A 14,907-nucleotide genomic window follows, 5' to 3' on the forward strand; every position below is an offset into this window, starting at 1 on the left:
GTCCTGTGCGGCTGTCGAGTACAGCTTGCCATTGTGCCACACCCCACGGAGCCCTTTCCCCCGAGGGCCGGCAAGGGTGCGCGGGCATGACTGAGGAGCACCCGGCGGCACGGCGACGGCCGTACGCCGACTGCTCACCCCGGCACCCCGCGTGCCGTCCCGCGGCACGACCCCCCGCGGGACGGTGCGGACCGGCGGGCCCCGCCACAAGCGCCGACCGCGGCTGCCACGAGCAGCCGCGGTGTCAGCTTGCCGCCGCGCCGACCACCTCGGGGATGCGGAACGGCTTGCCGCAGCCTCCGCACACGATCGGCGCCTGGGCCAGCACCGACGGGACGACCCGTACGTTGCGGCCGCAGTCGCAGACCGCCTTGACCCGGACTCCGCCGCCGGAGGAGCCGTGGCGGGCGGCCGGGCCGCGGAAGCTGCGGGCGGTGTCGGCGGCGGTCGCCGCCGTGTGCGCCTTCAGCGCGCGCTGGAGGCGCTCGATGGTCGGTCGGTAGCGCCGCTTCGCCTCGGGGCTGAGCGTGACCAGGGAGAAACCGCTGCTCGGGTGCGGCTCCTCGGGGTGGTCCAGGCCCAGCTCCTCGGCGATCGCGAGGAACCTGCGGTTGTGGTAGCGGCCGGCGCGCGAGGTGTCGCGGACTCCGCGCGCGGCGGCGATGCCGTGGACTGCTTCATGGAGCAGTCGCTCGAAGGAGAGTTCGTGACCGCACGCGGACGACGACTCTCCGATCAGGGACTCAGGCGCGGCAAGGTCTGGCAGCTCGGGGTGGTACCGCTGAATGTCGGCCCACGCCTGCGCCAGCTCTGCGGCGAGAACAGGTGGTGTCGTGCTCACGTAATGACAACGAGCCTCGGTGCCGCTGTGTTCCTATTCCGGGGCATCCCAAATAATTTGCACGTACCCGTCAGTTGCCGCTGATGCGTGCTGACGAGGGCGGGTGCGCTGATCTGCGGAGAAGCCTCACAGCTCGTACCAAGCTGGTGCGTAGTTCCGCGTACGGTCCCGCGCGTAGGAGATCCGTACGCTCCGGTGCGGCTGCGACCGGGCGGTGCGCAAGAGGCGTTTCGGTCGCTCTCCGACCGGGAGGGGACACCTCGGTCAGCGCGCGCGACGACCGTGACGTTACCGGGTGCGCCGCCGGCGTGGGGCACCGCCCCGTGAACGGCGGGCGGACAGCGCGGGGACCTTGGCCGAAACCGCGTGGCCGTCCCCGACCGCGCGAGGGGGTCTCGGGAGCAGGACGCCACGCGGCGGCAAACGCGACGCGCCGTCACCGCCGCGGGTCATTTTCAGGCCATTCGTATTACCGGAATGTGAAATATCGCCGCTGGCATGTGCAACCCTCAAGCCGGGCCCCGCAACCCCTGGACGCACGGGAAGGCGCGGAGTTTGCTGGCCTACGGGAGTGCGAGCGCACTGCACGGGGGCCACAGGAATCGGGCACAGCGGGAACTCTCGTCGGCGATTGGGGCGCTTATCCATGACACCTACGCTCGTGCGACAGCACGTACGTCACGCGGGACGAATGCCCCGCGTGGATCAGCGTGCACGCGCGCGTGACTGGTCCGAGATCCAGGAGCGGATGCTCGTCCCGCTCTACGAGTCCGTCTACGAACGTCTGGAAGTGGGCGCGGGCACGCGGCTGCTCGGGCTCGGCTGCGGCTCCGGGCTCGCCCTGCTGATGGCGGCGTCCAGAGGGGCGGCGGTGACCGGTGTCGACTCCGCCGGCCCCGAACGCCTCGCTCTGGCCCGGCAGCGGCTGCTGCCGCAGTCGTGGGACCGGCGCCCGCGCGCGCGGGCCCGGATCGTCCACGGGTCGCCGCGGGACGCCGCCGACGCGGAGGGCCCCGCGTTCACCGTGGTGACCGCCTTCGAGCCCATCGGGTATCTGGCGGGCGACGCCGAGGGGCTGGGCGAGCTGCTCGCCGCGGCGACGCCGCTCGCGGAGCGCGGGGCGGCGGTCGTGCTGGCCGGCTGGGGCCCGCCGGAGCGCTGCGCCACGTCGTCCGTGCTGCGGGTGGCGGCGAAACCGGCCGACCCGCAGCGCGGTCCGGGCGGCCGGCGGCCCACCCTGCGGGACGATCTCGAGGAGGTGGCCCAGCGGGCCGGGCTGCGGCCGGACGGCTCCGGCCGGGTCTCCTGCCCCTTCGGCTACGCCGACGTGGACAGCGCCGTGCGCGGCCTGAAGTCGACCGGGCTGTTCGACGCGGCGGACGGGACGGCCGACCAGGCACAGATCGACAAGGAGCTGACGGAGGCGCTGCACGCGCACCGGCGGCAGGACGGCACGGTATGGATGCCGAACGTGTTCCGGTACCTGATCGCGCGGACCACGTGAGGCCTGTGCCAGTACGGCCTACGGACACGTCCTAGGCGTCCGCGTTCTTCTTCGTGTTCGTGCGCGGGATTCCGGCGATCCGGTAGGCGTCGGCCTCCTCCAGGGTCTCGTTCTCCAGCAGGGACTCCGTCAGGGCGTCGAGTTGCCGGCGGTGGACCCGGAGCTTGTGGCAGGCCTCGTCGTAGCACTCCTCGACGAGGCGCCGCATCTCGTCGTCGATCACGTCCAGGGTCCGCGGGGCGGCCGACAGCCCGTACGCCTGCTGCGCGTCGCTCGGCAGGGCGGACAGCCGGCCCACCCGCTCGCTCATGCCCCAGCGGGCGACCATGCCGCGCGCGATGTTGGTGACCTGTTCCAGGTCGCTCTCGGAGCCCGTGGTGACCACCCCGTAGACCACGTACTCGGCCGCCATGCCGCCGAGGGCGCCGATGATGCGGCCGCGCAGGTACTCCTCCGAGTGCGCGTACCGCTCCGACTCGGGGGTCGAGAGCGTCACGCCCAGCGCCCGGCCGCGGGGCACGATGGTGACCTTGCGGACGGGGTCGGCGCCGGGCTGGAGCATGCCCAGCAGGGCGTGCCCGCTCTCGTGGTACGCGGTGCGCCGACGGTCCTCCTCCGGCATCACCAGGGCCCGCTCGGCGCCCAGCTGCACCTTCTCCAGCGCCTCGGACAGGTCCGACTGGGTCACCGTCTCCTGCTTCCGCTTGACCGCGAGCAGGGCGGCCTCGTTGGCGAGGTTGGCCAGGTCCGCGCCGGTCATGCCGGGGGTCGTCCGCGCCAGCTGGGCCAGGTCCACGTCCGTGTCGAGCGGGATGCGGCGGGTGTGGATCGCGAGGATCGACTCGCGCCCGGCGCGGTCCGGCGGGGAGACGTTGACGACCCGGTCGAAGCGTCCGGGCCGGGTCAGCGCCGGGTCGAGGATGTCGGCGCGGTTGGTCGCCGCGATGACGACCACGCCCTCCGAGCCGGAGAAGCCGTCCATCTCGGTGAGGATCTGGTTCAGGGTCTGCTCGCGCTCGTCGTGGCCGCTCACGGAGGCGCCGGCGCCGCGGACCCGGCCGATGGTGTCGATCTCGTCGATGAAGATGATCGACGGCGCCACCTTGCGGGCCTCGGCGAACAACTCCCGCACGCGGGAGGCGCCGACACCGACGATCATCTCGATGAACTCGGACGCGGAGGCGGAGAAGAACGGCACGCCCGCCTCGCCCGCCACCGCGCGCGCCAGCAGGGTCTTGCCGGTGCCGGGCGGGCCCGCGAGCAGCACGCCGCGCGGCATCTTCGCGCCCATCCTGCGGTAGGCGTCGGGATGCTCCAGGAAGTCGACGACGTCGTCCAGCTCGCCCTTGACCTCGTCGATGCCGGCCACGTCGGCGAACGTCGTGCGCTGGGTACCCGGCCGCAGCTCGACGGGTTTCGGCGGGGTCTTGCGGCCGAGCATCCCGCCGGGACCGCCGAGGCCGCCGGGACCGAACCGCCGCGCGATGAAGATCCACAGCGCCACCAGCACCGCGATGGGGATCAGCGAGATCAGCAGGTTGGACAGGAGGCTGCGCTCCTGCACGACCGGGCGCGCGGTGACCGTCACGCCGTGGCTGGTCAGGCTCTGCCAGAGCCGGTCCTGCGCGAAGGCCGGGCGCTGGGTGCGGAACTTGGTGTACTTCGCGCCCCCGTCCGGATTGGCCCGCGCGGTCTTGAGCTCGCCCTGGATCGCGTCGCCCTTGGAGTAGATCCTGGCGACGTTGCCGGCGTCGACCTGCCGGCTGAACTCCGTGTACGAGACCGTCGGTTCGTTGCCCCGGTTGAAGTAGGTCAGCCCCACATAGGCCAGCAGGAAGACCACGACCGCGGTGACGAGCAGGCCCCACCACCGCATCCTCCTGCCACCGGACCGCCTGGGCGTCTCGTCCGGGGTGCCCTCGGTGCGCCACGGCCGGTCGGGGCCGTCGCGGCGCGGCGCGGCATCGCTCATACCTCGGACGGTACGGCACCCGCGGGGTCCCGGCACGCGCTGAGCGCGCGGCCCCGGGGACCCGCGGGGTCCCGGCACGCGTCGAGGGCGCCCCCGTGGACCGGGGGCGCCCTCGACGTCGTCGGGCCGCGGTGTGCGTCAGCCCATGAACTTCTTGAACTCGTCCGGCAGTTCGAAGTCCTGACCGCCCTGCTGCGGCAGCCCGAGGGCGCCGCCCTGGGCCGCGGCGGCGCGGCGGGCGGCCTCCTCCTGCTCCTGCTGCTTGCGCTTCATCGGGTTGCCGGAGCGCTGCTTGCCCTTGGCCTTCTTCGGCTGCTTCTTCGTCCGGCCGGGGCCGCCGCCCATGCCCGGGATCCCCGGCATGCCGGGCATCCCGCCGCCCTGGGCCATGCGGGACATCATCTTGCGGGCCTCGAAGAACCGCTCGACCAGGTTCTTCACGGCGCTGACCTCGACGCCGGAGCCCTTGGCGATACGGGCGCGGCGGGAGCCGTTGATGATCGTCGGGTCCTGGCGCTCGCCCGGGGTCATCGACTTGATGATCGCGGCGGTGCGGTCGACGTCCCGCTCGTCGAGGTTGTTGATCTGGTCCTTGATCTGGCCCATGCCCGGGAGCATGCCGAGCAGCTTGGAGATGGAGCCCATCTTCCTGACCTGCTCCATCTGGGCCAGGAAGTCGTCCAGGGTGAAGTCCTGGCCCTTCTTGGACGCCAGCTTGGAGGCCATCTTCTCGGCCTCTTCCTGGCTGAACGTCTTCTCCGCCTGCTCGATGAGGGTGAGCAGGTCACCCATGTCGAGGATGCGGGAGGCCATCCGGTCCGGGTGGAAGGCGTCGAAGTCGTCGAGCTTCTCGCCGTTCGAGGCGAACATGATCGGCTTGCCGGTCATGTGCCGGATCGACAGGGCCGCGCCACCGCGGGCGTCGCCGTCGAGCTTGGAGAGCACCACGCCGTCGAAGCCGACGCCGTCGCGGAAGGCCTCCGCCGTGTTGACGGCGTCCTGACCGATCATCGCGTCGACGACGAAGAGGATCTCGTCCGGCGAGACCGCGTCCCGGATGTCCGCGGCCTGCTGCATCATCTCCTGGTCGATGCCGAGGCGGCCGGCGGTGTCCACGATGACGATGTCGTGGACCTTGGTCCGCGCGTGCTCGATGGAATCCTTGGCGACCTTGATCGGGTCGCCGACGCCGTTGCCCGGCTCGGGCGCGTAGACGGCGACGCCGGCGCGCTCGGCGACGACGCTCAGCTGGTTGACCGCGTTCGGGCGCTGGAGGTCGGCCGCGACCAGCAGCGGCGAGTGGCCCTGCTCCTTGAGCCAGCGTCCGAGCTTGCCCGCGAGGGTGGTCTTACCGGCACCCTGCAGACCCGCGAGCATGATCACGGTGGGCGGCTGCTTGGCGAAGCGCAGGCGCCGGGTCTCGCCGCCGAGGATGGTGACCAGTTCATCGTTGACGATCTTCAGAACCTGCTGGGCCGGGTTCAGGGCGCGGGACACCTCGGCGCCGAGGGCACGCTCCTTGACGTTCTTGATGAACGCCCGGACGACGGGCAGGGCCACGTCCGCCTCGAGGAGCGCGATGCGGATCTCGCGCGCGGTGGCGTCGATGTCCGCCTCGGAGAGCCGTCCCTTGCCGCGCAGATTCTTGAAAGTCGCTGACAGGCGATCGGAGAGAGTGTCGAACACGGCGCTCGCGGTCCTCGGGGTCGGGGATGGCTGGGAGAATCGCCCTCCAGGGTATCCCGGCCGGACAAAACCGGGTCACGGTCATGCGCGCAGCGTCTCCTCCAGCCGCCGCGCCACGGTCGCCGCCTCCTCGCCCGGCAGCGGGAGACCCGCCGGCCCGGTGACGTAGAAGGCGTCCACGGCGTTGGCGCCCAGGGTGGACACGTGCGCGCTGCGCACCCGGACCTTGGCGTCCTCCAGCGCCCGGCCGATGCGGAACAGAAGCCCGGGCGCGTCCTGGGCGCGGACCTCGATCACCGTGGCGTGCCGGGAGGCGGCGGGCGCGACCTTCACGCGCGCGGGGGGCGGCACCACGCCCCTGCGGCGCGGGTAGGCCGCGTCCCGTTCGGCGAGGCGGCCCGCGATGTCCAGGGAGCCGTCGAGGGCGCGCACGAGGTCGGCGCGCAGCCGGGTGGCCTGGGGCAGGGAGCCGTACTCGGCGGCGACCCGCCAGTTCAGGAGCAGGACGGCGCCGTCGTCGACGCCGTGCGGGAGCTCCAGGGCGCGCAGCTCGGCCGTGCGGACGGTGAGCCGGTGCATCGCGAGGACACCGGCGACCGAGGGCAGGACGCCGGGCTGGTCGGGGACGGCGATGAGCAGTTCCACGCCGAGCGGCTCGGGCTCCCGCGCGGCGGCCGCCTCCTCCTCGGTGGGCGGCTCGGTCTGGGCCCGCAGCGCCAGCACCGGGCCACCGGTGCGGATCGCCTCGACGGCGAGCCGCTCCTGCTCGGCGGTGGGCACTGCGGTGGGCTCGGGCTCGTCGGGCACGTCCCCGGCGAGGACCGCGGAGACCCGCCGGACGAGGTCCGCGACCAGGGAGCCGCGCCAGGACGACCAGGCGGCGGGGCCGGTGGCGAGGGCGTCCGCCTCGGTCAGGGCGTGCAGCAGTTCCAGGGTGCTCTGGGTGCCGACCGCCTCGGCGACCGAGCGGACGGTGGCCGGGTCCTCCAGGTCGCGCCGGGTGGCGGTCTCGACGAGCAGCAGGTGGTGGCGGACGAGGGTGGCGAGCACGGTCACGTCCGCGCGGTCGAAGCCGATCCGGGCCGCCACGTCCTGGGCGATGATCTCGCCGGCCACCGAGTGGTCGCCCGGCCAGCCCTTGCCGATGTCGTGCAGCAGCGCGGCGACCAGGAGCAGGTCGGGGCGGCTGACCCGGCGGGTCAGCTCGGAGGCGCGCACCGCGGTCTCGATCAGATGCCGGTCGACGGTCCACAGGTGCACGGCGTTGCGCTGCGGGCGGCAGCGCACCCGCTCCCAGTCGGGCAGCAGGCGGGTGACCAGGCCCTCGGCCTCCAGGGCCTCCCAGACCTCGACGGTGGGGCGGCCGGAACCGAGCAGGGTGACGAGCTGCTCGCGGGCCTCGGCGGGCCAGGGCGTGGGCAGCGGGCGCACGGAGGCCGCCATGCGCCGTACGGCGTGCAGGGAGAGCGGCAGTCCGGCCTGCGCGGCGGCGGCCGCGGCGCGCAGCGGAAGCACGGGGTCGCGTTCGGGGCGCGCGGCCCGGGCCAGCACCACCTCGCCGTCCTGCTCCACGACCCCCTCGGCGAGCGGCGACCGCTCGGCGACCGGTTTCCCCCCGCCCATCAGGGCGCGGAGCCTCGGCCGCACCGCGCGCGACCTCAGCACCCGCCCCACCTCGCGCCAGGTGACGTCACTGGCGTACGAGACGACCCGGGCCGATTCGTAGACCTGCCGCAGCAGGGTGTCGGCGTCCAGCAGGCCCAGCTCGGCCGCGACCTGGTCCTGCTCCTGGAGCGCGAGCCGGTCGGTGGCGCGCCCGGTCGTCAGGTGCAGGGCGTCGCGCACGTCGAGCAGCCGGCGGCGGGCGTCGGCGAGGCCCTCGCGCGGGGCGTCGGCCAGCCAGGAGGCGGCCACGGCGCGCAGCGCGGTGGCGTCACGCAGGCCGCCGCGGGCCTCCTTCAGGTCGGGCTCCAGCAGGAACTGGAGCTCGCCCTGGCGTTCGGCGCGTCCGGAGCACAGCTCCTGGAGTTCGGGGAGACGTTTCGGCGCCTGGTTGCGCCAGTCGGCGAGGACCGCGGTGCGCAGGCCCGCCGTCAGGCCTAGGTCGCCCGCGATGTGCCGGGCGTCCAGCAGGCCCAGCTGGACCTTGAGGTCCTCGCCGGCCGTCCTGCGGGCCTCGGCCGGGGTGCGGACCGAGTGGTCGAGGTCGAGGCCGAGGTCCCAGACCGGGTACCAGACGCGGTCGGCCAGGGCGGCGACCGCGCCGGAGTCGCCGCCGTCGTGCAGCAGGAGCAGGTCGAGGTCGCTGCGCGGGGACAGCTCCCCGCGGCCGTATCCGCCGACGGCGACCAGGGACACCCCGCGCAGCGCCCCGGCCGCGGAGGTGAACAGGCCGGACAGCCAGTCGTCGGTCAGTTCGGCGAGGGCCGCACGGCGCGGCGGCCCGGACCGCGCCCCCTCGGTGAGGAGGCGCAGCCGGGCCGCCGCGTACCCGCCGGGTCCCGAGTCCTCTGCTTCGTTCCGCACGTTCGTCCTCGTCACCCGGCGACTCCTGTCCTTCAGCCGTTCAGAGCGCGTCCGGACCGCGCTCGCCGGTCCGCACCCGGACGGCCGTCTCGACCGGGAGGGACCAGACCTTGCCGTCACCGATCTTGCCCGTGCGGGCCGCCTTGACCACGACCTCGATCAGCTGCTCGGCGTCGTCGTCCTCGGCCAGCACCTCGATACGGATCTTGGGCACCAGGTCGACGGTGTACTCGGCACCGCGGTACACCTCGGTGTGTCCCCGCTGACGACCGTAGCCGCTGGCCTCGGTGACCGTCAGGCCGTGGACGCCGAAGGCCTGCAGGGCCTCCTTGATCTCGTCGAGCCGGTGGGGCTTCACGACGGCGGTGATGAGCTTCATGCGTCCACCTTCTTGCTCTGCGCGGCGGCCGGGGCCGTGGCGGCGACGGTGCCGATGACGCCGCCACCCGCGCCGCTGAAGTCGTATGCGGTCTCGGCGTGCTCGGCCTGGTCGATGCCGGAGATCTCCTCGTCCTCGGCGACCCTCATGCCGATCGTCCTGTCGAGGACGAAGGCGAGGACCGCGGAGGCGATCAGGGAGTAGGCGAGGACCGCGAACACGCCGGCGCACTGCTTCCAGAACTGGTCCAGGCCGCCGCCGTAGAAGAGGCCCTTCACGTCGGACTGGCCCTTGCCGCTGGCGAAGAAGCCGATCAGCAGGGAGCCGGCGACTCCGCCGACCATGTGCACGCCGACCACGTCGAGCGAGTCGTCGTAGCCGAACCTGTACTTCAGGCCGACCGCCATGGCGCACAGGACACCGGCGATGGCTCCGACCGCGATCGCGCCGAGCGGGGAGACGGCACCGCCGGACGGGGTGATAGCGACCAGGCCGGCGACTGCTCCGGAGGCGGCGCCCAGCGTGGTGAACGCGCCGTGCCGGATCTTCTCGTAGGCGAGCCAGGCGAGCATGGCCGCGCCGGTGGCGACCTGGGTGTTGACGAACATCAGCGGGCCCACGCCGTCGTCGTTGCCGAGCCAGGAGCCCGCGTTGAAGCCGAACCAGCCGAACCACAGCAGGCCCGCGCCGAGCATGACCAGCGGAAGGCTGTGCGGGCGCATCGGGTCCTTCTTGAAGCCGACGCGCTTGCCGATGACGAGGATCACGCCGAGCGCCGCCGCACCGGCGTTGATGTGGACCGCGGTACCGCCGGCGAAGTCGATCACCCCGAGCTCGAAGGCCCAGCCGCCCGTGCCCCAGACCCAGTGGGCGACCGGGAAGTACACGATCGTGACCCACAGCACGAGGAACAGGGACCAGGCGGTGAACTTCACGCGGTCGGCCAGCGCACCGCTGATGAGGGCCGGCGTGATGATCGCGAACATCAGCTGGAACACGGCGAAGACGAAGACCGGGATGGTGTAGCCGGGCCAGAGGTCCGTCTTGCCGATCCCGCTGAAGCCGACGTAGCCGCCGGTCCAGCCGAGGAGCGAGCCCTTGTCGGTGCCGAAGGCCATCGAGAAGCCGTACAGCACCCACAGGACGGTCACTATGCCCAGGCTGATGAAGGACATCATCAGCATGTTCAGCGTGCTCTTGACGCGGACCATGCCCCCGTAGAAGAAGGCGAGGCCCGGGGTCATCAGCATCACCAGGGCGGAACAGATCAACATGAAGCCTGTGTTGGCGGACGACAGCTTGGGTGCGTCCGCCGCAAGCATGATGGCTGGTGCCATCGGCGTCTCCTCGTCGGTTGGTACGGCCCCGTGCGGGCGAAGCCTGAGCTGTGCGGTCGGTTGAGGGGTGGGCCGGTTATGCGCCCTGAGATTGGCGCAGCGTGGTTTCGGTCGACGCCCCTCGTTGTTTCGCCGCAGTGACGAAGGCGCCCTGTGTGTTACGCGTGGATGAATTGCGAGATGCCCGGCCGCGCGATCGTTATCGTGGCGCAACCTTCTCCACGGGAAGGCGCGACCTTCTCCGCGGGAAGGCGCGACGCGACCTTCTCCGCGCGAAAGGGAACCGGCCGCGGCGGCCTTCCGATGACCTGGCATGGGGGAGCCGAGTCGGGCAGTTCGGGAGGGCCGGCCGCGGCCGGGGTCTGGTGGGTCCGGGTGGGGGTCAGACCGCCTCGGCGGTCTCCGGCAGCTCGACGGCGAGCTGCTCGGTGAGATCGACGACCTCGGCGAGATCCCCGTAGTCGCGCACCGCGTTGTCGACGGTCTTGCGGATACGGGTGTTCACCCGTTCGGAGCGGACCTTCTTGGCGATCCGCATGGCCCGCGTCGCGTACTCCGTGCTCTGCTCGGGCTCGCGCCGCAGCAGGTGGACGGTGGCCATGCCGATCAGGTTCAGCGCGTACGACCGCTGGTGCTCGTGGTCGTCGGCGAAGAGCCGCACCGCCTTCTCCATCAGCGGCTCGGCCAGCGAGGCGTACGTGGGGCTGCGGCCGGCGACGTAGGCGAGGTCGCGGAAGGAGTGGGAGTTCTCGCCGTGCAGCTCGGCCTCGGAGAAGAAGCGGATCCAGTCGGGGTCCGGCTCGTCCCAGTCCCCGGCGTCGGCGAAGGAGTCCTCGGCCATCCGCACCGCCCGCTTGCACCGGCCGGGCTGGCCCATGTTGGCGTAGGCGCGGGCCTCCATCGCATACAGCATGGACTGGGTGCGCGGGCTCGCGCAGTCGCGGCTGCCGTACTGCGCGAGGTGGATGAGCTCCAGGGCGTCCTCGGGGCGGCCGAGGTGGATCATCTGGCGGCTCATGCTGGACAGCACGTAGGAGCCGAGCGGCTTGTCGCCGGCCTCCTTGGCGGCGTGCAGGGCGAGCACGAAGTACTTCTGCGCGGTGGGCTGGAGCCCGACGTCGTAGCTCATCCACCCCGCCAGTTCGGCCAGTTCGGCGGCGACCTTGAACAGACGGCGGGTGGTGGCCTCGGGCTGGGGTTCCTGGAGGAGGTCGGTCACCTCGTGCAGCTGGCCGACGACCGCCTTGCGGCGCAGGCCGCCGCCGCACTGGGCGTCCCACTGACGGAACATCACGGTGGTGGACTCCAGCAGCTCCAGCTCGGGCCGGGAGAGCCGGCCGGGGCGGCGGGAGGCGGCCGGCGGCTCGGGCTCCTGGAGCGGTGCGGGCGGGGAGGGCACGAGCCAGCGCTGCAACGGCTCGATGAGGGACGGGCCCGCGGACAGGGCCAGCGAGCTCCCGAGGAAGCCGCGCCGCGCCAGCATCAGGTCGCTGCGCGAGAACTCGCCGAGCAGGGCCACGGTCTGCGGGCCCGTCCACGGCAGGTCCACCCCGATCGCGGAGGGCGAGGGGCGGGCGGCGCGCAGGCCGAGGTCCTCCACCGACACCACACAGCCGAAGCGCTCGGAGAACAGCTCCGACAGAATCCTGGGAATCGGCTCGCGCGGGTTCTCCCCGTCCAGCCAGCGCCGTACGCGCGAGGTGTCGGTGGAGATGTGGTTCGCGCCCAACTGGCGTGCCCGGCGGTTGACTTGGCGGGCCAGCTCGCCCTTGGACCAGCCGCTGCGCACGAACCAGGAAGTGAGCAGCTCGTTGGGGCGCCTGTCCGCGCTCGCAGCGTTCGTACCGCCACCGCCGTTGCCGCTCACTGGAACGCCCCCATCCCTGAGACCACTTGTCGCCGAGTGCGCCAAGCCCTATCAGAATGCCCGTCAATACGGCCGTCCGTCCGCCGCTTCTCACCCTTCGAACGGACTGCCGACTTGCCTCCGGCATACCCACGAGTGCACGTGCCCCAGGCCTCGCACACTCACAGTAATCCTACGATCACCCGTCCAGCCACAGCGATCCCGGAAACGCCACCATTCGCCACCCCTTCGAATGAACTCTCGGTGGCCAGGGCGCGATTCACTTGACATAGGACAACAGCGGGCGGGCGGAGCGGGGCACGGGAGGGCGCGCACCACGGAACGCACCACCCGGGGCGCTGCCGGGCGCCGCCTGAACCCGGCCACGCCGGGGAGGGGGCGGGGACGGAGAGTCACGATCCGCTTCCGCCCCGTAACCATCGAGGCGCCGGAGCCGTTGGAGGGGGCATGGGGTTCACGATCGGCGGGATGCGCGAGATCCGCTCCGGCGCGCGGCGGCGCGGCCGGTCGTACCGCTCGGCGGAGGAGTGCACGGCGGTTGCCGAGTACACCGGGCTGTGGGGCTGGCCCGTGGTGCGGGGCGCGCGGACCGCGGGCGGCGCCTGCTCCTGCGGCCGCACCGACTGTCCCGCACCGGGCGCCCACCCCCTGGACTTCGCGCCCGAGATCCCGGCCGGGGCCACCCTCGACGAGGTGAGCAGGGCCTGGGCGGAGATGCCCGGGGCCGCGGTGATGCTGGCGGTCGGACGCGCCTTCGACGTGATCGAGGTGGCCGAGCCGGCGGGGCGGGGCGCCCTGACCCGGCTGGAGCGCATGGGCCTTCCGCTCGGCCCGGTGGCCGCGACGCCGGACGGGCGCGCGCACTTCTTCGTCGCCCCCGGCGCCGCCGTCGAACTGACCGGACTGCTCTACCGCATGGGCTGGGACGACCCCGGCTCCCTCGACCTGCGCGGCCTGGGCCCGGGCACGTACATCACCGCACCGCCCTCCGACCGGGGCGGCCTCGGCCCGGTGCGCTGGCTGCGCCCACCCGCCCTGGACACGGCGCAGCCCCCGGAGGCCCGCCTGCTCCTGGGCACCCTGGCCTACGTGGCGCACCGGTCCCGGGCGTAACCCCACGGAACGACGGGATCCGTCCGCGGCCCGTCCGGCCCGACGGCTTCGCCCACCGGCTCACCCGGACCCAGCACCTCCCGCTCCCCCCGGCACTCGCGACCCGCGGGCCGAGACGGCGCCCACGGCCCCCGCCCACCGGCTCACCCGGACGCAGCACGTCCCACTCCCCCGGCACTCGCGACCCGCGGGCCGAGACGGCGCCCACGGCCCCCGCCCACCGGCTCACCCGGACCCAGCACGCCCCACTCCCCCGGCACTCGCGACCCGCGGGCCGAGACGGCGCCCACGGACGGACACCCACCCGCGCCCCGCCCCCGGACACGACGACGGCGCCCGCCCCCGACTGGATCCCGGGGACGGGCGCCGCGTGTGGGGCGACGGGTTCGGTCAGTCGCCGATCAGGGCGTCCACGAACGCCTCCGCCTCGAACGGCGCCAGGTCGTCCGCGCCCTCGCCGAGCCCGATGAGCTTCACCGGTACGCCCAGCTCGCGCTGGACCGCGACCACGATGCCTCCCTTGGCCGTGCCGTCGAGCTTGGTCAGCACGATGCCGGTGATGTCGACGACCTCGGCGAAGACACGGGCCTGCACCAGGCCGTTCTGCCCGGTGGTCGCGTCCAGCACGAGCAGCACCTCGTCGAGCGGGGCGTGCTTCTCGACGACGCGCTTGACCTTGCCCAGCTCGTCCATGAGACCGGTCTTGGTGTGCAGCCGGCCGGCGGTGTCGATGAGGACCACGTCGGCCCCCATCTCCTTGCCCTCCTTGACCGCGTCGAAGGCGACGGAGGCGGGGTCGCCCGCCTCCGGGCCGCGCACGGTGTGGGCGCCGACCCGTTCGCCCCAGGTCTGGAGCTGGTCGGCGGCGGCCGCGCGGAAGGTGTCGGCGGCGCCGAGGACCACGCTGCGGCCGTCGGCCACCAGGACCCGGGCGAGCTTGCCGGTGGTGGTGGTCTTGCCGGTGCCGTTGACCCCGACGACCATCACGATGCCCGGCTTGCTGGTGGGCGGCTCGGTCCTGACCGTGCGGTCCAGGTCGGTGCCGACCAGTGTGAGCAGCTCCTCACGCAGCAGTCCGCGCAGCTCCTCGGGGGTGCGGGTACCGAGCACGCGGACGCGCTCGCGCAGCCGGTCGACGAGCTCCTGGGTGGGCTGCACGCCGACGTCGGCGGTGAGCAGCGTGTCCTCGACCTCCTCCCAGGTGTCCTCGTCGAGGTGCTCGCGCGACAGGAGGGTGAGCAGGCCCTTGCCCAGCGCGTTCTGCGAGCGGGAGAGTCGGGTGCGCAGCCGGACCAGCCGGCCCGCGGTGGGCTCCGGCACCTCGATGACGGGTGCCGGGAGCAGGTCTTCGGCGGTGGGCGGCTCCTCCACGGCGACGGGAGCGGAGCCGCCCGGAAGATCCACCTCCTCGATGGTCCGCCGCGGCTCTTCGCGCGGCGTCTCGGCCTCGTCGCCGACGTGCGGCTCGGCCGGTGGGGCGGTGATGTCGGGCGGCGCGGGGGGCGGCGGGGGCAGCGACTTTCTCCGTCGGCTGCCGACGATGAGCCCGCCGAGTGCGCCGAGCACGACCACGGCGATGACTACAGCAAGGATGACGGTTTCCATAACGCGTCCAGTATCAGCCATGGGTTGCGGCGACACCGTGCTTGTGCGTGCGCCGGGGAGACAAACACCACTGAAAG

General features: G+C 72.8%; 10 protein-coding genes. 2 read left to right on the plus strand and 8 right to left on the minus strand.

Going from position 1 to position 14,907, the window contains the following annotated elements:
• Positions 1–244 precede the first annotated feature (244 nt).
• Complete coding sequence (locus ACIPM1_RS26510; RefSeq protein WP_356191701.1) at positions 245–841, minus strand: hypothetical protein; 597 nt, start codon at positions 839–841, stop codon at positions 245–247.
• A gap of 646 nt (positions 842–1,487) precedes the next feature.
• Between ACIPM1_RS26510 and ACIPM1_RS26515 the strand changes: the two genes are divergently transcribed.
• Positions 1,488–2,345 (plus strand): SAM-dependent methyltransferase, encoded by an 858-nt coding sequence (locus ACIPM1_RS26515; RefSeq protein ID WP_402438823.1) that lies wholly within the window; start codon positions 1,488–1,490, stop codon positions 2,343–2,345.
• Between the two features lie 31 nt (positions 2,346–2,376).
• Here ACIPM1_RS26515 and ftsH read toward each other — a convergent pair whose 3' ends face one another.
• The 6 genes from ftsH to ACIPM1_RS26545 all read right to left on the minus strand — a co-directional run bounded on the left by ftsH (position 2,377) and on the right by ACIPM1_RS26545 (position 12,112).
• Positions 2,377–4,317, minus strand: coding sequence for an ATP-dependent zinc metalloprotease FtsH (gene ftsH / locus ACIPM1_RS26520; RefSeq protein WP_402438825.1), 1,941 nt, complete (start codon positions 4,315–4,317; stop codon positions 2,377–2,379).
• Positions 4,318–4,455: 138 nt separating this feature from the next.
• Complete coding sequence (gene ffh, locus ACIPM1_RS26525) at positions 4,456–6,003, minus strand: signal recognition particle protein (RefSeq protein ID WP_402438827.1); 1,548 nt, start codon at positions 6,001–6,003, stop codon at positions 4,456–4,458.
• Between the two features lie 81 nt (positions 6,004–6,084).
• Positions 6,085–8,544: a [protein-PII] uridylyltransferase gene (locus ACIPM1_RS26530; protein WP_402438828.1), complete on the minus strand. Its 2,460-nt coding sequence runs from the start codon at positions 8,542–8,544 to the stop codon at positions 6,085–6,087.
• A 25-nt stretch (positions 8,545–8,569) separates the two neighbouring features.
• Positions 8,570–8,908: a P-II family nitrogen regulator gene (locus tag ACIPM1_RS26535; protein ID WP_039656487.1), complete on the minus strand. Its 339-nt coding sequence runs from the start codon at positions 8,906–8,908 to the stop codon at positions 8,570–8,572.
• The gene (locus ACIPM1_RS26540; RefSeq protein ID WP_402438830.1) at positions 8,905–10,245 is read right to left on the minus strand and encodes an ammonium transporter; all 1,341 of its coding nucleotides are present in this window, start codon (positions 10,243–10,245) and stop codon (positions 8,905–8,907) included. The genes ACIPM1_RS26535 and ACIPM1_RS26540 overlap by 4 nt, the downstream gene beginning before the upstream one ends.
• A gap of 382 nt (positions 10,246–10,627) precedes the next feature.
• A complete protein-coding gene (locus ACIPM1_RS26545) occupies positions 10,628–12,112 on the minus strand; it encodes a hypothetical protein (protein WP_402438832.1) in 1,485 nt (494 codons plus the stop codon).
• 447 nt (positions 12,113–12,559) lie between these two features.
• Between ACIPM1_RS26545 and ACIPM1_RS26550 the strand changes: the two genes are divergently transcribed.
• Positions 12,560–13,225: a bifunctional DNA primase/polymerase gene (locus ACIPM1_RS26550; RefSeq protein ID WP_402438834.1), complete on the plus strand. Its 666-nt coding sequence runs from the start codon at positions 12,560–12,562 to the stop codon at positions 13,223–13,225.
• 390 nt (positions 13,226–13,615) lie between these two features.
• Here the strand turns inward: ACIPM1_RS26550 and ftsY are convergent, their stop codons facing one another.
• Complete coding sequence (gene ftsY / locus ACIPM1_RS26555; protein ID WP_402438835.1) at positions 13,616–14,830, minus strand: signal recognition particle-docking protein FtsY; 1,215 nt, start codon at positions 14,828–14,830, stop codon at positions 13,616–13,618.
• Positions 14,831–14,907: the final 77 nt, after the last annotated feature.

The organism is Streptomyces sp. NPDC086766 (genome assembly GCF_044746005.1).
Lineage (GTDB): Bacteria > Actinomycetota > Actinomycetes > Streptomycetales > Streptomycetaceae > Streptomyces.

Coding starts and splice junctions, on each gene's coding strand:
- ACIPM1_RS26515 (WP_402438823.1), top strand. CDS start 1,488: ATGACACCTACGCTCGTGCGACAGCACGTACGTCACGCGGGACGAATG.
- ftsH (WP_402438825.1), bottom strand. CDS start 4,317: ATGAGCGATGCCGCGCCGCGCCGCGACGGCCCCGACCGGCCGTGGCGC.
- ACIPM1_RS26535 (WP_039656487.1), bottom strand. CDS start 8,908: ATGAAGCTCATCACCGCCGTCGTGAAGCCCCACCGGCTCGACGAGATC.
- ACIPM1_RS26540 (WP_402438830.1), bottom strand. CDS start 10,245: ATGGCACCAGCCATCATGCTTGCGGCGGACGCACCCAAGCTGTCGTCC.
- ACIPM1_RS26550 (WP_402438834.1), top strand. CDS start 12,560: ATGGGGTTCACGATCGGCGGGATGCGCGAGATCCGCTCCGGCGCGCGG.
- ftsY (WP_402438835.1), bottom strand. CDS start 14,830: ATGGAAACCGTCATCCTTGCTGTAGTCATCGCCGTGGTCGTGCTCGGC.